The sequence below is a fragment of the Vibrio rhodolitus genome (genome assembly GCF_003350325.1).
GTDB classification, from domain to species: domain Bacteria; phylum Pseudomonadota; class Gammaproteobacteria; order Enterobacterales; family Vibrionaceae; genus Vibrio; species Vibrio rhodolitus.
On the sequence record NZ_QLYZ01000005.1, the window covers coordinates 155,163 to 174,102 of the forward strand.

18 protein-coding genes are annotated in these 18,940 nt (G+C 45.3%); 2 read left to right on the forward strand and 16 right to left on the reverse strand.

Translation table 11 applies throughout. From position 1 onward, the window contains the following. Window positions 1-79 precede the first annotated feature (79 nt). Window positions 80-952: a LysR family transcriptional regulator gene (locus tag DPF93_RS07345; protein WP_114765556.1), complete on the reverse strand. Its 873-nt coding sequence runs from the start codon at window positions 950-952 to the stop codon at window positions 80-82. 210 nt (window positions 953-1,162) lie between these two features. Here DPF93_RS07345 and DPF93_RS07350 point away from each other — a divergent pair, with 210 nt between their 5' ends. Then, window positions 1,163-1,513: a hypothetical protein gene (locus DPF93_RS07350; RefSeq protein ID WP_114765557.1), complete on the forward strand. Its 351-nt coding sequence runs from the start codon at window positions 1,163-1,165 to the stop codon at window positions 1,511-1,513. A gap of 70 nt (window positions 1,514-1,583) precedes the next feature. On the opposite strand, the gene DPF93_RS07355 is transcribed toward DPF93_RS07350, so the two are convergent. The 9 genes from DPF93_RS07355 to norR all read right to left on the reverse strand — a co-directional run bounded on the left by DPF93_RS07355 (window position 1,584) and on the right by norR (window position 11,423). After that, window positions 1,584-2,198: a glutaredoxin domain-containing protein gene (locus tag DPF93_RS07355; RefSeq protein WP_114765558.1), complete on the reverse strand. Its 615-nt coding sequence runs from the start codon at window positions 2,196-2,198 to the stop codon at window positions 1,584-1,586. A 170-nt stretch (window positions 2,199-2,368) separates the two neighbouring features. Then, window positions 2,369-3,259, reverse strand: a complete 891-nt coding sequence (locus tag DPF93_RS07360) for a DMT family transporter (RefSeq protein WP_114765559.1) — start codon at window positions 3,257-3,259, stop codon at window positions 2,369-2,371. 57 nt (window positions 3,260-3,316) lie between these two features. Beyond that, the gene (locus DPF93_RS07365) at window positions 3,317-4,240 is read right to left on the reverse strand and encodes a DMT family transporter (protein ID WP_114765560.1); all 924 of its coding nucleotides are present in this window, start codon (window positions 4,238-4,240) and stop codon (window positions 3,317-3,319) included. A 194-nt stretch (window positions 4,241-4,434) separates the two neighbouring features. Beyond that, complete coding sequence (locus DPF93_RS07370; RefSeq protein WP_114765561.1) at window positions 4,435-5,763, reverse strand: MATE family efflux transporter; 1,329 nt, start codon at window positions 5,761-5,763, stop codon at window positions 4,435-4,437. A 110-nt stretch (window positions 5,764-5,873) separates the two neighbouring features. Continuing rightward, window positions 5,874-7,796: a monovalent cation:proton antiporter-2 (CPA2) family protein gene (locus DPF93_RS07375; RefSeq protein WP_114765562.1), complete on the reverse strand. Its 1,923-nt coding sequence runs from the start codon at window positions 7,794-7,796 to the stop codon at window positions 5,874-5,876. After that, window positions 7,796-8,413, reverse strand: coding sequence for an NAD(P)H-dependent oxidoreductase (locus DPF93_RS07380; protein WP_114765563.1), 618 nt, complete (start codon window positions 8,411-8,413; stop codon window positions 7,796-7,798). The genes DPF93_RS07375 and DPF93_RS07380 overlap by 1 nt, the downstream gene beginning before the upstream one ends. Window positions 8,414-8,511: 98 nt before the next feature. Next, window positions 8,512-9,144 (reverse strand): HAD family hydrolase, encoded by a 633-nt coding sequence (locus DPF93_RS07385; RefSeq protein WP_114765564.1) that lies wholly within the window; start codon window positions 9,142-9,144, stop codon window positions 8,512-8,514. 230 nt (window positions 9,145-9,374) lie between these two features. Next, window positions 9,375-9,734, reverse strand: a complete 360-nt coding sequence (locus DPF93_RS07390; RefSeq protein ID WP_114765565.1) for a glutaredoxin family protein — start codon at window positions 9,732-9,734, stop codon at window positions 9,375-9,377. A 102-nt stretch (window positions 9,735-9,836) separates the two neighbouring features. Then, entirely contained in the window at window positions 9,837-11,423 is a 1,587-nt protein-coding gene (gene norR / locus DPF93_RS07395) for a nitric oxide reductase transcriptional regulator NorR (protein WP_114765566.1), read from the reverse strand. A gap of 209 nt (window positions 11,424-11,632) precedes the next feature. On the opposite strand from norR, the gene hmpA reads away from it, so the two are divergent. Continuing rightward, complete coding sequence (hmpA, locus tag DPF93_RS07400) at window positions 11,633-12,823, forward strand: NO-inducible flavohemoprotein (protein WP_341866791.1); 1,191 nt, start codon at window positions 11,633-11,635, stop codon at window positions 12,821-12,823. Between the two features lie 66 nt (window positions 12,824-12,889). Here the strand turns inward: hmpA and DPF93_RS07405 are convergent, their stop codons facing one another. From DPF93_RS07405 to DPF93_RS07435, 6 genes are all read right to left on the reverse strand, one after another. Next, complete coding sequence (locus tag DPF93_RS07405) at window positions 12,890-14,275, reverse strand: SLC13 family permease (RefSeq protein WP_114765568.1); 1,386 nt, start codon at window positions 14,273-14,275, stop codon at window positions 12,890-12,892. A 519-nt stretch (window positions 14,276-14,794) separates the two neighbouring features. Further along, window positions 14,795-15,499, reverse strand: a complete 705-nt coding sequence (locus tag DPF93_RS07410; RefSeq protein WP_114765569.1) for a response regulator — start codon at window positions 15,497-15,499, stop codon at window positions 14,795-14,797. Further along, the gene (locus DPF93_RS07415; protein WP_114765570.1) at window positions 15,489-16,922 is read right to left on the reverse strand and encodes a sensor histidine kinase; all 1,434 of its coding nucleotides are present in this window, start codon (window positions 16,920-16,922) and stop codon (window positions 15,489-15,491) included. Before DPF93_RS07415 ends, DPF93_RS07410 begins: the two co-directional genes overlap by 11 nt. 229 nt (window positions 16,923-17,151) lie before the next feature. Then, window positions 17,152-17,691 carry a hypothetical protein gene (locus tag DPF93_RS21310; protein ID WP_164675335.1) on the reverse strand — a complete coding sequence of 180 codons (540 nt, stop codon included), beginning with the start codon at window positions 17,689-17,691 and terminating at the stop codon, window positions 17,152-17,154. Next, window positions 17,684-18,223 carry a YaeQ family protein gene (locus DPF93_RS07430; protein ID WP_114765573.1) on the reverse strand — a complete coding sequence of 180 codons (540 nt, stop codon included), beginning with the start codon at window positions 18,221-18,223 and terminating at the stop codon, window positions 17,684-17,686. The genes DPF93_RS21310 and DPF93_RS07430 overlap by 8 nt, the downstream gene beginning before the upstream one ends. 70 nt (window positions 18,224-18,293) lie before the next feature. Next, window positions 18,294-18,503 (reverse strand): cold-shock protein, encoded by a 210-nt coding sequence (locus DPF93_RS07435; RefSeq protein ID WP_114765574.1) that lies wholly within the window; start codon window positions 18,501-18,503, stop codon window positions 18,294-18,296. Window positions 18,504-18,940 lie beyond the last annotated feature (437 nt).

The following is an 18,940-nucleotide window of genomic DNA, read 5'->3' on the forward strand; positions in this document are numbered from 1 at the left end:
TCTTTGTCACCTTGCTGTGCATGTCTGTTGCACTAAATATGGTACAAGTGGCATATTTTTTCAAACTGAGTCGAGTTTTTTATCCTAATCGAGCTTTTAAGTAATCCAAAAACAGTTGAGTACGTGTGTTCTGATAATCCAGCTTTGGGTAGTAAGCATAGACAGTTGCTTCATCCGCACTGATATTTGGTAAGATGCGTTTGAGCGTGCCAATTTTAAGCTCTTCTTTAATCATCACGTCATTGGTTAGCAAAATACCCATACCAGCTTTTGCCGCGTAAAACAGTGCTTCTGGATTAGTCGTGGCGAAATTTCCGGTAAGTAAAATACGCTGCCCTTTAGATAATTTCACTTCTCGCTGTGGGCTTTCACCCCAATTGAGCATGTTATGTTGCTCAAGATCTTCGACATCGACTGGCTCACCATATTGCTCTAAATATCGTGGCGAGGCGTAAAAGCCCGCCTTGTGCTCAAATAGGCGAGTGGCTTTAAAGCTGAGTGAATTGAGCTGCTCAATTTCACGACTGATAAACAGATCTAAACTCAGTGCGGGAAGTTGCCCTGGTGTGGTGGTGGTTAGCTGAATAGAAATATCGGGATACAGGGCGAGAAAGTCATCGAGGTATTGCACCAGAAACTTTGAGCCGACCGCTAAAGTGGCGCCAATTTTTAAAAGCCCCGCAGGTGATTGGTCAATAGAGCGAGTCTCATCGACAATGGATTGCCAGCCATCGAGTTGCACTTTGGCTCGTTGATAGAACAGAGCGCCGGCTTCTGTTTGAGTGACGGTGCGCGTGGTGCGCTTAAGCAATTGCACGCCAATACGCTCTTCTAACCAATGGATACGCTTGCTGATAGCGGAGCTGGTGGTGTTCATTCTCCTTGCGGCACCATTAAAACTGCCTTCATCCACGACTAAAATATAGCTTTTAGCACTTTGCAACCAATCCATTTTATTTCCTTGTTAAACCGCTTTGGCACCACTTTTGAATTTACGCACACAGTAATGAAATTCAAGTAAAAGTCGAGAGTGGATTGGGGAGTTTTGCTCGGATTTGACAAGCAACAGAAAAAGCAGGGAATTACGCTGATGCTAGCATCTCGCCATTGCTTAGGTATACAATGCCGCCGATCTGAATATTTATTGCCTTTAGGTGACGTTATGGAACACAAACAATTTGAAGCTTTAGTAAAAGAAGCGAGCCAACAAGAAAGCCTACCGCAAGCATTAGCGCTATTAAAAGCGAGTGAAGACCAAGAAGTTGCTGAGGCAGCGGAATCGCTAGCAGGTCAATTTGCTTTAGCCGAAGTTGATGGTGAAAAACGCATTTACCATGTCACCACTCATGAAAATGAGCAGGGCGAAGAGCAAGAGTACGTTGAGCACGTAATGAACGAAGGTGATGATGTTATACGTTTCGTTGCGTGGTTCTTCGATGCGATGTTTGAAGTAAAGCGCAAAGAGACTTACCAAGCGGCAGGTAAGACTTACCAGCAGCCAAAGCGCAGCTAAGCATTGCTGACTTTGCCTTAGAGCTTAAAAATAACCCCAGCCTATTGCTGGGGTTATTTGTTTTAACTTCTTAGCCTTGGCTGGCTTCTAGGTTGACGACATTATCAGGCATTTTATTTAGTCCCTTTTTTTCAATCCATGCCTCAAGGTTATCAGCCCCGCCAATGTACTGACCATCGAGCCAGATTTGCGGCACGGTCACAGGTGTTTTCATACCGATGATGGCTTTAACTTCCGGGATCATACGATACAGTGCGGCGCTATCTTTAACTACGTCGTGGTATTGATACTCGATTCCCGCATCGTCGAGCATCTTCTTCGCTTTTACGCAGAAAGGGCAGGTGGCTTTGCCGTAAACGATATTGCCTTTAAGCGTATCTTGTTTGGTCCAGTTTTGAATCACGGACTGAACCAGCACGCCACGGTTTAACGCTTCACCTTGGCTAATCACTTTACCTTCAACGACCAAGATAGGTGCATGCCAAGCGCCGAGCTTCAGTGGCTCCCACCAATGAGATAACCAATCTTTCACCTCAAGCTCAATTGGGATCCCCGCCAACTCATTGTCAAAAGTATCTTGCAGAATATCTTTGGTCAGCGTGCATTCGCCACAAGGAATATTGACCTTAAATGGTCCCCAACTGCCTGCCCAGCGATAGAGTGTAATCTTAATTGGTGTTGTCATGCTGATCTCCCTAAAGGTCTTTTGCAAGGCGCTTTAAGAACACTCGCCTTAGCCAAATTGTCGTTCTTCTTTTTACTGTTTAAACAAAATTTAGTTCAGAATTATCAAAACAGTAACTTGTCTAAACAGCAGTTATTTAAGTAGAACGACTGACGAGAGCTTTTCTTTCATCAAGCTTTGGTTATTCGTGTTTTTCTGCTTTCCCATTGGGTAATAAAGGCTACCGAAGCAATGATAATCGCGGCGCCTAGCCAAAGCCTACCAGGTGGTACCCAGCCAAAGACAACCCAGCCAGCCAGCACATTAAGTGGCAACTTGGCGTGATCAAATGGCTGAACAAATGATGCGTCCGCCACTGAATAAGCTTTAACGATCGCCCACTGGGCTAACGCTGTTGCAGCGCCAGCTGCCAGTAAGATTAACCAAACATTCAAGCCCGATGGTGTCTGCCATTCAGGCAGCGCGAGCAAGATATTAAATGGTGTAATAAGGATCAGTAGATAAACCACCATAGTCGATGGCGAGTCGTCGGAAGAGAGCTTTTTCACCATCAATGAGTAGCATGCCCAGAAAAAAGCGGCGCCAACCGGAAGCAGTGTTGCCCAGCTAAAGTCATCAGACCAAGGCTCTAAGATGATCATCGCACCAATAAAACCGGTCAGTGTTGCGCCCCAACGTGCAGCGCCCACTTTTTCTTTAAGAAATAGCCCTGAGCCGATTGTGGCAAACAGAGGTGAAGTCATTAGCAGCGCAATACCTTGCCAAATAGGAACGGGGTAAGCCAATGCCCACAGCCAAAGCTGGATGCCAATAACCGATAGAAAGACTCGGAAAATGTGCCAGCCTAACTTCTCGGTTCTAAGCGATTGACGAATGCCCAGCGTTTTCAGGTAAGGCAAAATCACCACAAGCGCGATAGCATATTGAACCAAAGCGACCGTGGTTGAAGATAGCCCGAAGTTGATACTGGCAACTTGCGCCAAACTGTTAACAATAGCGAATGCTAGACCTGCGGTCAGCATCCAGCTTGCGCCTTTAATAGGGTGATGATTACTGCTCATATAAACTGAAACTCGAAAAAGGTTGGCGGATCATACGACTTAATTGCTCCGGTTACCTCAGTTTTTTGAACGATTTATCAAAACAACTGAGAATATAACCAAGATCATGCCGACTGCGTGCCACACGGTGAATAGCTCACCTAAAATAAGCACAGCAAAAGTGGCAGTGATGGCAGGGCCGGCATTGTTGGTTAAGCTAAGTTGTGTCGGTGACAGCCTCGCCATACCGGCAGCCACAAAGTAAGATGGCAATACAGTGCAAACTATACCAAGCACAACCCCAATCACAATTAACTCAATAGACCAATTAGCAATGATGGTGTCGCTCATCAATAAATGGATAAGAATGGTTACCCCCGCGCTGCCCATCCCAATGCTGGTAAATAGCGAACTACCTAGCTTGCCGATTAGTGGTTTGCTGGCGACTAAGTAAATTGCAAACACGAATGCAGAGGCGACGGCCAATGCTGCGCCAAGCGTCACGGATGAACCAAGTGTTTGGAAATCATGAGCCAGGATTAGCGCGGTACCGGCATAACCTAAAATGGTTGCACCAATAACGGTTTTACTTGGTACTTGTTTGTAAACCACCCAACTGATCAACACCACGAAGGATGGAAACAAGAAAATCAATAATCGTTCAAGTTGAGCCGAGATAAACTCCAGTGCGGTGATATCTAAATAGCTGGCAAGGTAGTAGCCCAAAATTCCAACACCTGCTGCGGCTAACCCTGATTGTCGAACTTTACTGCGAGCACTCGCTTTTCTACAGATATACATTAACGTGAACAGATACAGCGGCAGTGAGCTCATGGCACGTAACGCCATAATTGACGCAGCGTCACCTCCAGCTTGATAGGCGAGTTTGACTAAAATCGGTTTAAGCGAGAACAGCAGGCAACCAATGAATGCGCATAGCAATCCAATTTGATGTTGGGAGGAAAATAGTGAGGACGATAAGCGTTGCGGTTGTGTTGTCATTGACTCGTTCCTTGATGTTTGAAAAAAGGCTACGAGTCAATGCAAGCTGGCTACAAACTCGTAGCCAGGCACAGGTTTACCTACCGGCTACAGGCATTAAGGAGAAGGAGCCACAGGTAAGTAAACATAAATTTCATTGAATAATTCCTTTGTTATGTTTCATCAGGTTAACGGTTGGTTAAAATTAATGCAACTTATTTTCCTTCAACCAGTTGCTCAACTTTAGACACCGCATTTTGATACATAAACCAAGCACATAATCCTGCTGCGATGTTGCCGATAAACGCACCCCAAAAAATACCCTCAATACAACCGAGATAAGAACCCAACCATAAGCAAGGTAGGAAAAAGGCAAACAGGCGCAGCGCGGAGATGGTTAATGCGGTGTAGGATTTCCCCAACGCGTTATTGATAGAAACCATCAGCATACAAATCCCCAAAGGTCCCAAACTAAACGGGACGATCATTAGGTGCCAATCTAGAATTTGTTCCACTTTGATATCACTGGTCATCAGGCGAGCCAAGAAGCCACTGCTGACCAATGTCAGTAAAGCAATAAATAGCTGAGAAGTAAGTACATACTTGCAAGCGATGATTACCAGTTGGCGAATTTCTGCGATTTTATTAGCGCCTAATAAGCGTCCCACCATTGGTGGCATCGACATGGTCAGAGCGAGCACTGAAACAATTGCAAAAAACTCATAGCGTGAACCCAGAGCCCATGCGGCAACGGCTGCCGTGCCATAACCCGCCAGCAGCTTAGTCGCTAGCATCGAAGAGAGCGGCGGCAGCAATTGACTTATCATCGCCGGTCCCATGATGTTACCAATCGATTTTAAGCTACCCGGTAAGTCAAGATCATGCCAGTCAAAGCAGACCCACTGCTTACGCGTAACTTTCGGCGCAATAACAAGAATGCCAATACCAAATGCGACCACGGTCGCCAGCGCTGCACCATTGATGCCCAAGCCAAAGGTAAAGATAAACAGCGGGTCAAGCGCAAGGTTAATCAGACTGGTCACCATCATCAGCGTTCCCGGGAGCATGGTATTGCCATTCGCTCGGCATACGCTGTAGAAAAAATAGAGCAGAGCACCAGTCCAAGAGCTGATTAGCCAATAAATCCAGTAACTATCTATGATGGGAAAGACACTTTCTGGTGCGCTCAGCATCAACAGCAGCGGTTCACGCAACAGATAAATCAGTACGCCAAATAGCGCGACACCGACCGAGCCCATCACGATGACGAGCCCGCCTAACTGCTGCGCATAGCGAGCTTGATTGGCGCCAATCGCTTTGGCGATAACTGCGGTGGTAGCGATACCAAGACCCACCTGAATGCCAATAATGATCATCTGGATTGGTAGAGTAAAGCCTTGTGCGGCAAGTGGTAAAATGCCGAGCTGACCAATAAAGGCACTGTCTACCAACTGAAAGCTCATTAAAGACAGTACGCCAAACAGCATTGGCCATGTCATCTTGAAAAGTTGGCGAGCGAGAGAGAGTTCTTGAGTGTTGGTCATATTATGATTGCGCGCTAGTTATAGATAAGCCGAGGAAACCTCGGCTTAGGGATATTATATTAGTCTACTTGATTACTAGAGCAAATCGAGTAGCGAGTGGTTAAAACACTTTAAAGATTATCTTTAAAATCCTCCGCATACCCTTTCGGTGGCGGTGTCCAACCGCGCTCATCGTTGTTATGCTTATCCGCTCTGTCGGTTGCCAGCGCAAGCTTGATTTGCTCTTCGAGGTGAATGAACAACTGACGGTAGTTGTTATCAAATCGCTCGCCAGAGGCATCGTCCAGCCACGCTTGGTAAAGCATATCTGACTTTTTATCTTCCACGCGTTTGTAGCTGGCTTTTTGCTGCTCGACATGGAATGGATGTTGACCAAGCTCTCTTAGCGCATGAGCGCCTAGTTCTAGCGCTGAATGATAAGTTTCAGATTCGATGATGTCGGCACCGGCCTGACGCAGTAAATAGCTGTCACCACGGTCAAAAGCACGGGCAAGGATCTTAACCTTCGGGTAGGTATGCTTGATGTATTTGACTAGCTCAAGTGAAGCGTCGCGGTTATCCATGGCAACCACCACCATGGCAGCTTCTTCAATTCCTGCGGTGTGCAATAAATCCGGTCGAGTCGCATCGCCAAAATAAGCTTTGGTATTGATTTGTCGTACCATATCAACTTGGTCGGCTTGATGATCAAGCACTACAGTTTTGATACCGTTCGCAACCAACAAGCGGTTGATGATTTGACCAAAACGTCCAATACCCGCGATGATCACTGTGCCTTTTTCATCGATTTGGTCTGCTTCCCCTTCGTTTGATGCTTGTTGGTAGCGAGGCAAAATTACTTTATCAAACAAGATAAATAGCCCCGGAGTGAGGAACATAGAAAGCGCCACGACCAAAGAGAGCGTTTGAGCCACATCAAGTGGGATGACGTGATTTTGCGTGGTAAAGCTTAGTAGCACAAAACCAAATTCCCCTGCTTGCGCCAAGCTTAGGGTAAATAACCAGCGGTTACTTTTGCGGATACGGAAGCAAAAGGCGAGAACATACAGGATCAGCGCTTTTAGCAGCATTACACCAAGGGTTAAGCCAATGATAAGGAAGAAGTCATCGAAGAGGATACCGAAGTTGATCCCTGCGCCCACAGTGATAAAGAATAGCCCAAGTAGCAGCCCTTTAAATGGGTCGATGTTTGACTCAAGTTCATGGCGGAACTCACTGTTTGCCAACACAACGCCAGCAAGGAAAGTACCAAGTGCAGGAGAGAGACCAACGAGGCTCATCAGGGCAGCAATACCGACCACCAACATCAATGCAGTTGCGGTGAAAATCTCGCGCAAACCTGAGCTTGCGACAAAGCGAAATAGTGGACGGCTTAAGTAGTGTCCTCCAACCACTAACCCTGCGATAGAGACAATAATCACTAACGCATAGCCCCAACCCGGTAAGCCTGCAACTAAGCTTAGCTCTTCATGATGCTCTGCCGCTGAAGAAGCCGCTGCTTGGGCTTTTTCGACTAACTCAGGCAGTGCTAGCAAAGGAATAAATGCCAGCATCGGGATAACGGCAATATCTTGGAACAACAGCACAGAGAAGGCATTTTGTCCGCCTTCGGTACGAGTGAGACCTTTCTCATTGAAGGTCTGCAAAACGATAGCGGTTGAAGAGAGCGCAAAAATCAGACCAATCGCTAAAGCGATGGTCCAAGGCTGATTAAATACCATTGCAATGCCCATCACCGCTGCGGTTGTTGCGCCCACTTGCAGACCGCCAAGACCGAGTAGCCGATTACGCATGTTCCACAGCATTTTTGGCTCAAGTTCTAAGCCGACTAGGAACAGCATCATCACCACACCAAACTCGGCAAAGTGTTGAATAGTTGTGGTTTCTTCACCGACCAAGCCGATAATCGGACCAATGATCACCCCGGCAATCAAATAGCCAAGTACCGAGCCTAAGCCAAGGCGTTTAGCAATCGGTACGGCAATAACCGCAGCAACCAAATAGATAAATGCCTGCAGAAAATAACCAGTCATTACTTATCTCCTAAGATCAGTTGCTTAAGGTATGGGTTGAGCTTTTCAACCTCGTAAGCGCGTTTATAGTCGAATTGATCGCTCACAAGGGCGGTAAGTAGCTTTTTCCAGCGCTCAACATGTTGGGTAATACGGCCTTCTTCTTTGGCTGTTCGCGCCCCGAAAAGCGCCAGTGGAGCCATATATTTCATGCCTGTTAGCGCAGCCATTTGTTCCATTGGGTAAAGCAGCTCACGAATGGTGAAATGGTTGTAGCCTTCGGTTTGATAGGCGTCTGCTCGACCACCTGCCGATAAAGCACACATAAAGCGCTTACCTTTTAGCGCAGTACCTTGACTGCCGTAGGCAAAGCCATATTCCAATACCAGATCTTGCCACTCTTTAAGCATGGCAGGGGTGGAATACCAGTATAGTGGGAACTGGAAAATGATGATGTCGTGCTCGACCAAGCGTTTTTGCTCGCGATCAATATTGATGTTGTAGCTTGGATATTCGAAGTAAAGGTCGACAGTGGTGACACCTTCAATAGTTTTCGCCGCATCAAAGAGCGGCTGGTTTACTTCTGAGCGATGCTGCGACGGGTGAGCATATAAAACCAGCACTTTGTTTTTAGACATTGTTGGCTTCCTACCAGTGTATAGCAGTCACAACGAATCCCCAGAGGCATCGATGGTAAGAGCCTCCAGAGCAATTGAGACTGATATTATTGAAATTGTTACCTATTGTTACCTGTATTGGTTAAGGTTAGCAACTGAGTTAAGTCATTTAAATGATTTACTACAACCGAAGCTTGGTGCTCAAATGGTTTTTTAATACCGTGATCAACCAGACAAGAAGGCATGTTTGCGTTGTTCGCCGCTTGTAAATCATACAGGTAGTCGCCGACATACAGCACTTCTGGTGGCGCGAGTTGCCATTCATCAGCAAGGGAATTTAGCGCATCGGGAGAGGGTTTGGGTGCAAAATGTTCACGGCTGATGATGCGTTCTATGCTGAGGTTGTTGTGCTTTACCTTGGTGGTAGCCGCTTGCAGACAGTTGCGGGTGATGATCGCTGTGTGTAGTGCTTTGCGCTCAATGTATCTTAAGATGGTGACACAACCCGGCATCGGGTAGGAGCTGCGTGCGTCTTCAAGCTCATGGTCAAGGATCCTCTGCTCAGCATTTGCACGTTGCTCAGGACAGCGAATCTCTTCGGTAAAGGTGAGTAAGTCTCTGTCGGCCGGGCAACCAAGTTCATCGCGTAACCAAAAAAAGTCCATGTCAGAACTGACCAGCGTGTTATCAAGGTCGAAAACAATCGCTTTGATGCGTTGAGGCTCAAACGGTACCACGGTGAATTTATCCATAAAATCACGCTCCTTATCTCTCACATAGAGCCTATGCCCGCATAGTTTGTCGGTAGGTTGGCTCAATTAACCCAGTCGCACTCCTTAAACAGTGTCCTTTTACTGCCTAGTTACTAATTGTCTTACTCGTAACCAATGACAGAGCGGTGTCTGGGATTAGATTCCCCAATCCAAAAATTGATAAGAAAGGGGATATCTCTATGATTTTAAGATAGTTGCCGTGGATGTGTTTAGGCAAATTCTTTTTCTAAATAAGCGACGATATCCGAAGATTCATACATCCATTCTACGCCTTGTTCCGTTTCAATTCTCAGACAAGGAACTTTCACTCGACCACCACCCGCTTCAAGTTCAGAGCGGTGCTGCGGATTATTTTTTGCGTCTCTTAAGTCGAATTTTACCGATTGGCGTTTCATCGCTCGGCGCACTTTGACGCAAAACGGGCAAGCTTCAAATTGATACAGAGCGAGTTGCGCCGCCTTTTGATCGACTACTTGCTGAGCTTCAGGTGAACGTTTGACACCGCGGGGAGAGAAAACAAAGTCCAAGACCAAAATAATACGACCTAAGATCCAACGGATGACTTTCATAACATTCCTTTTTCGTTCATATAATTATGCGCTGCATTGTAACAACTAAGCTACATTGCATAAACAACAATATTGTTTATACAAGTAACGCTGGTTTTTGAATTAGCGATAATCAACCTTGTGCTGCTTGGTGACCTGTATGCCGAGTCGTTTGGCTAAGCGGACTAAGTTCGCTCGATCTAGGTTAAGCTGCCTTGCCGCTTGCGCCCAGTTAAACTTGGCTTGTTCTAAAGCGGTGATAATCAATTTAGCTTGGTACTCGTCGGTGGCTTGGCGCAGATCTTTCACCTGCGTAAGGTGTGCCGCTGATTTGTTTGATAGCGGCTCGGGCTGAGCTGGCGTCACTTCATTGTTGGTTAACGCAAGATCGACGGCGCTAACAGAAATAGTCGCTACATGGTTGCTCTTTGCTCGGGCTCGCAGTGCCGCGCGGTTTATCACATGTTCTAATTCGCGCACGTTCCCGGGCCAATCATAACGAGGGAGTTGCAGCAGTGCGTCGCGGCTGAACTTCAATTGGACGATACCAAGCTTTTTACGTGCCTGTTCGAGGAAGTAACCAGCGAGTAATACCGCATCTTCCTCTCGCTCACGCAGTGGCGGCACAGCTAAAGGATAGACACTAAGACGATGATAAAGGTCGGCGCGAAAGTGTCCTTGCTCGACTTCTTGTTTTAAATCGCGGTTAGTAGCCGCCAAGACACGTACATTAATGCTTTGCACTGAGTCTTGCCCCACGGGCTGAATCTCGTTGTTTTGCAATGCGCGCAATAGTTTACTCTGCGCAGTTAAGCTTAACTCGCCAATCTCATCAAGAAACAGTGTGCCGCCATCTGCTAGTGCGAACTTACCCAAACGTGATTTATCGGCACCGGTAAACGCGCCTTTGACGTGACCAAACAGTTCACTCTCTATTAATGATTCCGCAATTGCCGCGCAGTTAACGTAGATGAGTGGCTGGTGGCTACGAGTTGACTGGTGGTGCAAGCTACGAGCGACCAGTTCTTTACCGACACCAGTTTCACCGTGGATCAAAATGGTGAAATCTGAAGAGGCGACAACGGCAATATCATCTTTAAGATTTTGCATTGCGGCGCTATTACCAATGATTTCCCCGCCGTCACGCTCCCACACTTCTTGATTTAACTCTTCCAACTTTTGCTGGGTTTGTTTGGCTTTTTGCTCAAGCTGAGAAACAGTTAACGCCACCTTAAGGTGTGAAGCGACGATCGCCGATAGCGCATCTAAACTGCGCTCTGGAATACGATCAAACACGTTAGGAGTGAGACTATCAAAGGTTAAGACGCCCAGCAGTTGTTCAGCGTAAATCAGTGGCAAGCCCATACATGCGTGCATTGGCAGCTCACCGTCGTAATCGAGTAGTAGACCATCAAATGGGTCAGGCAATTGGCAGTCGGCATCAAAACGCACCACACCTTCAGCTTGGCAGATTTGCTCAAAGCGCGGGTGGTCGCTGACTTTGAAACGGCGACCTAGTGTATCGCGCGTGACCCCCTGTATCGCAAGAGGTACCAGCGTATCACCTTGTAAGCCAAGTAAGGCGACGCAATCACATTGCACAGCCTTGCGAATGGCATCGAGTAATTTGTTGAATCGGTCTTGATCGTTATGACCACTGGCTAATCCTGCTGTCATATCCAGCAAGGTTGAAATCGAAATATCTTGCATGAGCTAACCTTTAATGAGTGCATTTACTATTTTAGTGTCATTTTGACTCAAAATAAAGCTGTCAAAATGACTCAAATGCAAAGACTAAATCGCTGAAAAGATAGCAAATTAAGGGTTTATAAACTTGGCATCATTCCTGCTCTTACAGTGTAAGTTCTCAATAATAGAGAACTATGCCCGAGCAAATTGTCGTCGCTGGGGTATAAAAAATCAGGAGAAACACTCTTATGCTCAACGAAAACCATATCACTGTAGTGAAAAGCACCATTCCTTTACTAGAGGGCGCGGGTCCTGCGTTAACCCAGCACTTTTACCAACGCATGTTTAGCCACAATCCGGAGCTAAAAGATATTTTTAACATGACGCATCAAAAAACGGGACGTCAGAGCGTTGCCCTGTTTGAAGCGATTGCGGCGTATGCGAAGAACATTGAGAATTTGTCTGCCTTAACTCAAGCGGTTGAACGTATTGCGCACAAACATACCAGTTTTAACATTCAAGCCGAGCACTACCAAATCGTCGGTCACCACTTGATTGAGACGCTACGTGAGCTTGCGCCACAAGCCTTTACCCAAGAAGTAGAAGAAGCATGGACGGCTGCGTACCTATTTTTAGCCCAAGTATTTATTAATCGTGAAGAAGAAATCTATCAAAGTAATGCTGCGACTCATGGCGGTTGGCGCGGTGCACGTGAGTTCGTGATTTACAAGAAAACGCCAGAGTCGGCGTTGGTTACCAGCTTTGAGCTTCGTCCTGCTGATGGTGAGGCAATTGCCGATTTTCAACCAGGGCAGTATCTAGGTATTGAAGTTAAACCAACTCAAAGTGAGCATGTCGAAATTCGTCAATATTCTCTGTCTCAAGCGGCGAATGGCAGCAGCTACCGTATTTCGGTTAAGCGCGAAGGAATACATGACAGTGAAGACTCCTACCAAGGGTTAGTGTCGCATTACCTGCATAATGAACTGCAAGCGGGTGACTCGGTGATGGTTTATCCACCTGCGGGTGAGTTTTTCTACCAAGTGACTGATAAGCCAGTGGTGCTAATCGCGGCTGGAGTAGGGGCAACACCGATTCAAGCAATGGCGCAAACATTGGCGGCAGAAGGTAAAAACAATGTCAGCTATTACTATGCCTGTGAATCTCAGCAACAACATACTTTCGCACATGAGACAGAAGCATTGATCGGAGAAAATGGTTGGCAACACCAAGTATGGTATCGCGATCAAGATGGCATGATGGATCTGACTCAACTGGCATCATTACCAATCGATGATGGTGAGTTTTATTTATGTGGTCCAGTTGCCTTTATGGAATTTGCCGTTAAACAACTTGATGCGATGGGCGTTGCACGGGAGCGTATTCACTATGAAGTGTTTGGTCCTCACGCTTACTTGTAAAGCTTGTTACTTATGAAGCAAAGCTCCCAAACGGGAGCTTTGTTTTTTCCTTTTGAAAGAGAGATGTTACCAGAAAGTAACGGCGATAATGGTCAGGATGGCAATACACACGACGTTGAGAATAAAGCCAACACGCATCATTTCACTTTGCGCAATTTTGCCAGTACCAAACACGATGGCATTTGGCGGTGTTGCGACCGGCATCATAAAGGCGCAAGAAGCCGCAACCGCAATTAGTACTGACAGCATAATTGGTGACATGCCAAATGCTTCAGCCACGCTAGCAAACAACGGAATAAACAATGCAGACAGGGCTGTATTACTAACAAACTCGGTTAAAAACACCACAAAGGTAGCAATCATGGCGACAACAAGCACAATACCTAAATCGGCAACAATTTGACTGAGCGCGGTGGCTAAAAATGCACTGGTTTCGGTTGCTTTTAAAATATTACTTAAGCAGATACCGCCGCCAAACAGCAACAACACGCCCCAGTCAGTGGTTTTCTCAATGTCTTTCCAATGCACCACGCGACAAAAACTCACTGCTAAAATTGCACCTAAAGCGATGACGGTATCGAAGCTCTTGATTCCGCCAATCATGGCATTGATAGGGGTACTGAAAATCCAAAAAGTAACTGTGGTCAAAAAGATACCAAGGGTAACCACTTTGCCTTTATCCCAATCGATCGCTGCTGTATTTAATTCAAAGTCACCTTTAAGATCCGGTTTAAGTAAGAAATACAGTACGACAATCGACACAGGCAATAACACGGCGGCAATCGGTAAACCAAAGCTCATCCATTGCGTAAACGTCAGCCCAACTTCAGCTGCAGCGATGGCATTGGGTGGACTACCAACGATCGTTCCCATCCCACCAATACTGGCACTGTAGGCAATCCCCAGCAGTACGAATACATGTGTGCTGTGACCGCTCTTTTCATTGACCTTATTTAAGATCCCTAATGCCAAAGGCAGCATCATTGCCGTGGTGGCGGTATTACTGATCCACATTGATAAGATGGCGGTTACGCCAAACAGCATAAATACCGCAACGCTAAGTTGTCCTTTGGCGATGATGAGCACTTTGTCGGCGATAACCTGATCAAGACCTTGTCGGTGCATCGCTGCAGCAAGAGCAAAGCCGCCAAGGAAAAGGAAGATGATGGAGTTAGCGAAACTATTTAAGGCTGCTTGAGTGCTGAATACGCCAAAAATAATTGCAAGTACCGGAACGAGAATCGCCGTAACGGTGACGTGCAGCGCTTCGGTTAGCCACAAAATGGCGATGAAAACCAGAATACTTAATCCAAGCACTACGTTTGGTTCAAACGGTAGAGTGAGATACATCAAGGCGAAGATCAGGATGTCGGCAATGATGATCAAGCTGTTGCGATTGATTAGCCATTCCCGGGTATTGGTGGGTAGAGGTACGCTATCGTTCTTATTCATTATTGTTTCCTTTTTAGGCTTCTAATTGAGCTGACGATATTGCTTTATTTTTATAGGGTTACTTCACGTGTCTTGCCCAAAGAGCAGGACAGAGCATCCGACAACGGCAATGGTTAACAATATGTTGTGGATTGGTTTGTATTTAACAATAAATTAAAAATGAGAGGGCTAAGGTTTATATAAAGAATTGGCTTAGGGTATAAAGAAAATATAAAGATTCAGCATTTAATAGAATTATTAATCATGACAATTAATTGCGTCATTCAACATGTGATGGGTTTATGCCAATAGAAACAGAAGCGAAAAAAAACCAGTAGCTGGCTACAACTACTGGTGGAACGTGATGCAGTGCATCGGGAATAAATACATAAGTAAATAATAGTGACACCTTCCATAGTTAGAACAAACTAACCGGAGGCATTGCTATGCCTTATCAGGTACGAGTAATACTAAATACTATTAAGTAAACTTGTTGTATGGTTTTGCTCAGCGATATAAATTTTTTATAAAAATAGTCGGTTATTCACAGGCGACTGTATTGATTAAGCGATAACCAACGCCAGTTTCGGTAATGATGTGTAACGGCTGAGCAGGGTCTAGCTCCAGTTTGCGGCGCAATTGTGCGATGTGAATGCGCACATAATGCGAATGCTCGATGTAGTTGTTTCCCCAGACTTCTTTCAATATTTGTCGGTGAGTGAGCACCTTGCCCGCATTTTTACATAAGTACTTTAAGATGTTGTATTCGGTCTTGGTCAGTTTTATGGTTTGCCCATCCTGCATCACTTTTTGTAATCCCAAATCGATGCTGATATCCGACATTTGAAAACGAGTTGGAGTGGCGATGTTTTCTTGATGGGCAAACCTTAATGCGACGCGAACTCTGGCAAGTAGCTCTTCACTGCCAAAGGGTTTGGTTAGATAGTCGTTCGCTCCGGCATCCAGCGTGGCGACTTTGTCTTGCTCTTGGTTTCTTGCCGATATCACTATGATTGGGGTGTTGGACCACGCTCTTATTTGATCTATAAGTTTCAAACCATCTAAGTCAGGCAATCCAAGATCAAGCAAGATAAGGTGAGGAGACCAGTTCGCCGCTATCTGAAGACCGAGTTTGGCCGAGTCTGCTGTTTTAACTGAGTAATCGTGACCACCGATCAGGATACTCAAAAAGCGGCTAATTGGTTGCTCATCTTCAATAATGAGTATTTTTGTTTCACTGTTCATCGTTATTGTACTTCTGTAGGTCAAATAGCCCGCAAGGAATGCTAAGGGTAAATTGAATGCCATAGTCAGTAAGGTTGTCGGCGTGGATGCTGCCATCATGAGCTTCGACAATCACTTTACAGATCGCCAAACCAAGCCCGGTTCCTTCGACATGCTTGTTGTCGATGCGATAAAAACGGCTGAAGATTTTCTCAAGCTCCTCCTCGGCGAGGGCAGTGCAAGGGTTCGCTATGGTTAAGACAAAGTGACCATCGTTGTGTTGATAGGTAATATGAATATCACTCTTGGCTGGGCTGTATTTCGCTGCGTTTTCCAACAGATTACACAACACTTGCTCCATCAAAAGCGCATCAAGTTCTACCAGCATTGGCGGACCTGAGATGTGTACCTGATGCGAGCTGAGTAGAGTATGTAACTCTTGTCTTGCGCTTCCCAGCAACTCTTCTGGCTCTAGCCATTCTCGGTTGAGAACCAGATCTGTCGCTGTATAACGGGTGATGTCTAATAATTTAGTTAGGCTTTGATTTAAGCGCTCACTTTGAGCGGCGATAGAGTGGAGTAACTCTTGTTTGAGCTCTTCTTTCAGTTGCAGCTTGTCATCGCATAAGGTGGTAGCTGAACCAATAATGGCGCCAAGGGGTGTTTTTAAATCGTGTGACACAGAAGCGAGCAAGGTTGAACGAACTTGCTCGACTTGATGATTGGTTTCCGCTTGAGATTGAGCCAATATAGCATTGGTTCTAGCAAGTGAGAGAGATACGAGGGATAAAAACCAAGCATCGATTTTTTTCTCTTGATACTGTTCGATAACCAGTGCGCCAAGCGCTTTATTATCATGACTAAACCATAAATAGCTTAGCGATGCGGGTGGCTGTGTTTGCTGACAGTCGTTAAGCCAAGCGTTATCAAATTGGTCGGTTTTCGCCAGGCAGTGCCAATGAGGTTGGATTGTAAATATTGCTGATTGTATTTGGTATTGCTTGGCTAAAAACGTGACTGCCGCATTGGCAATTTGCTCTGATGTCGTTTGCGCAAGAAAGTGCTGGGCTAAGGTGTTACGAGTTTCAAGCTCGTGGGTGAGTTGGTGATTTTTGTGTAGCTCTTTGCGTTGTGATTGTGACAGTTGGACGACAAAAATCCCACTCAATGCGAGGGCAACATAGGTGACTAGGTAATGCGCGCTTTGAAATTTAAACGAGTTGAACTCGGGTAAGATGAAGTAGTGAAAGGCGCAAATGTTAATAACGAAAATTAGGTAAGCATCACGAGGCTTGAGAAATAAGCCACTGACAAGATTGATCAATAGAAACAGCATCGCGACGTCAGTTTCGATTAAGGCTTTTCTGGTTTCTACCCCAATAATTGTTAGTAAGTAACTCAAAATTAGGAAGAAGATTAGGTTGTAATGCTCTTTTATTTTCATAGTTAACACATTCACAACAAGCATAAATGCTTAATACCTGATAGGTATTTTTGGCGCAAGATTTATGTGTTGATTTTGCGTTGAGCGAAGAGGTGTTTTTGAGCGACCAACAACTAATAATCGCATAAGAAAGCAATACTAAGCGAGGGATTGAGTGAGAGAACAGATGGCTTCATTGATGTTAGAAGCCATCATAGCTAAAGCGCAAAGATGAATTGGTAATAGTCAGTTAACGCTGAAACAAGCCTTTTAACCAACTGAGTAAACCACCACTGTCGGCTTTATTTTCAGTCAACTGCCGAGCTTGATAATAACTTGCCATAAACTCACTACGAAGTTGGTGAACATCTTTACCCGTTGTTGTGACAAGGGTGGAGGCTGTCTGCTCGGCATGATCGTTGGCGAGACTAAAATCCATTCCTAAATAGCCTTGTAAGTAGAGCCACAAATGGGTGACAAGCACGAGTTGCAGACCATCTTGGTATTGGAAGCGGGCAGCATGATCCTCACCGAGGTTTTCATCGAATGCTTGCTGCATCGCATCCACCGAGTCTTTATGCGCGGTGACTCGGCTTAATGTTTCGATATGTGCCTTAGTTAACAAGCCCAATAGGTGATGCGTAAGGTGATTCTCTGGTTTGGCTAGCTGCACCTTACGAAATAGCATGGCGTTAGCAGTGGAAAAGGATTGCCATTGTGGGCTGGTAAAATCCACCACAGAAAGTTTATCAGCCTGAATATCACAAATGGCTTGTTCTAATTCAATCATGGCGCTGTAGGGTTTCCCAAGTCACTTCGTGAGAGCCTTCACTGCTGTCTACAAATAAGCTGTTACCTGTGATCATCACTGAGAGATCCATGCCGCGTTGAACGGTTTGAGCTAGTGTTTCAATGCTATTGGCATCAAATTGGTGAATTGTTGCACTTAGTGACGCTAACTTCGACTTAGATTGATTCCACCAAACATCTGATTTGCTGTTAAATGCATAGATTTGAACTTTTTTCGCCAGGCGAGTGGCTTTTTTAACGCGATCAACCGCAGGTTCGCCAACTTCAATCCACTCTTCAATGGTGTCGTCGAGGTTTTTATGCCAAAGATCCGGCTCCTCAATGGTTGATAAGCCTTTGGTGAAGACTAATTCTGGTGAAGCATTTAAACAAAATGCCATCACTCGCGCCATCATGCGGGTCACGGTCTCTGATGGATGCAAAGCAATAGTGCATGACAACGAGTCATAATAATCACGGTTGGTATCTGATAAAGCGATACGGAATTTATATATTGTTGGTTTGAGTGCCATATTTATTTGCCACAAAAATGAAAATAGCCAGCTAAATTAGCTGGCTATTAGAATCGATTTTGTCGACAAATTAAAGAACTTTGATGTTCTCAGCTTGTGGACCTTTTTGACCTTGAGTAATGCTGAATTCAACAGCTTGGCCTTCAGCCAGAGTGCGGAAACCGTCACCAGTAATTGCGCTGAAGTGTGCAAAAACGTCTGGACCGTTTTCTTGCTTGATGAAGCCAAAACCTTTAGTTTCGTTGAACCATTTTACTGTACCAGTCACTGTATCTGACATCTGTCTTTCCTATGTATTTCTCTGTTACGCCTCAAGCGGCACGGATAGCGTGGAAAAGGAGATTGCTATTGCGCACGACGTTACGACAGAAATACTCGAGTTCCAACGAAACGGCGTTCTAGACAAGAACCGTTTTCTAGCTAACAACCAGTCTAAGGTTTAACCAATCTAAGTCAATATAATTCCAGTGAAATTAAACTAATAATTTGAACTAAATATCGTCCGCGTAAATTATGACTGGAATTTAATACTGACTTACTTACATTTGTCATAATTCTATGTTTCTTGGAATAAGAACTGCATAACAATATTACATTCTAAGCGTGATGTGCATAACATATATCGTTGCGCTGTACCTGTTTTATGACAAAGCAATATAAGTAATATGTTCATCAAGTGCTGTTGTGTGCCCAACTGTTTTCAAGCGTATCCTTGCG

Excerpts from the sequence above, each read along its gene's own strand:
- DPF93_RS07360 (WP_114765559.1), bottom strand. The coding sequence starts at position 3,259 with ATGAGCAGTAATCATCACCCTATTAAAGGCGCAAGCTGGATGCTGACC.
- DPF93_RS07345 (WP_114765556.1), bottom strand. The coding sequence starts at position 952 with ATGGATTGGTTGCAAAGTGCTAAAAGCTATATTTTAGTCGTGGATGAA.
- DPF93_RS07355 (WP_114765558.1), bottom strand. The coding sequence starts at position 2,198 with ATGACAACACCAATTAAGATTACACTCTATCGCTGGGCAGGCAGTTGG.
- DPF93_RS07415 (WP_114765570.1), bottom strand. The coding sequence starts at position 16,922 with ATGAAAATAAAAGAGCATTACAACCTAATCTTCTTCCTAATTTTGAGT.
- norR (WP_114765566.1), bottom strand. The coding sequence starts at position 11,423 with ATGCAAGATATTTCGATTTCAACCTTGCTGGATATGACAGCAGGATTA.
- DPF93_RS07380 (WP_114765563.1), bottom strand. The coding sequence starts at position 8,413 with ATGTCTAAAAACAAAGTGCTGGTTTTATATGCTCACCCGTCGCAGCAT.
- DPF93_RS07410 (WP_114765569.1), bottom strand. The coding sequence starts at position 15,499 with ATGAACAGTGAAACAAAAATACTCATTATTGAAGATGAGCAACCAATT.
- DPF93_RS07435 (WP_114765574.1), bottom strand. The coding sequence starts at position 18,503 with ATGTCAGATACAGTGACTGGTACAGTAAAATGGTTCAACGAAACTAAA.
- DPF93_RS07390 (WP_114765565.1), bottom strand. The coding sequence starts at position 9,734 with ATGAAAGTCATCCGTTGGATCTTAGGTCGTATTATTTTGGTCTTGGAC.
- DPF93_RS07405 (WP_114765568.1), bottom strand. The coding sequence starts at position 14,275 with ATGAATAAGAACGATAGCGTACCTCTACCCACCAATACCCGGGAATGG.
- DPF93_RS21310 (WP_164675335.1), bottom strand. The coding sequence starts at position 17,691 with ATGATTGAATTAGAACAAGCCATTTGTGATATTCAGGCTGATAAACTT.
- DPF93_RS07365 (WP_114765560.1), bottom strand. The coding sequence starts at position 4,240 with ATGACAACACAACCGCAACGCTTATCGTCCTCACTATTTTCCTCCCAA.
- DPF93_RS07370 (WP_114765561.1), bottom strand. The coding sequence starts at position 5,763 with ATGACCAACACTCAAGAACTCTCTCTCGCTCGCCAACTTTTCAAGATG.
- DPF93_RS07430 (WP_114765573.1), bottom strand. The coding sequence starts at position 18,223 with ATGGCACTCAAACCAACAATATATAAATTCCGTATCGCTTTATCAGAT.
- DPF93_RS07350 (WP_114765557.1), top strand. The coding sequence starts at position 1,163 with ATGGAACACAAACAATTTGAAGCTTTAGTAAAAGAAGCGAGCCAACAA.
- DPF93_RS07375 (WP_114765562.1), bottom strand. The coding sequence starts at position 7,796 with ATGACTGGTTATTTTCTGCAGGCATTTATCTATTTGGTTGCTGCGGTT.
- DPF93_RS07385 (WP_114765564.1), bottom strand. The coding sequence starts at position 9,144 with ATGGATAAATTCACCGTGGTACCGTTTGAGCCTCAACGCATCAAAGCG.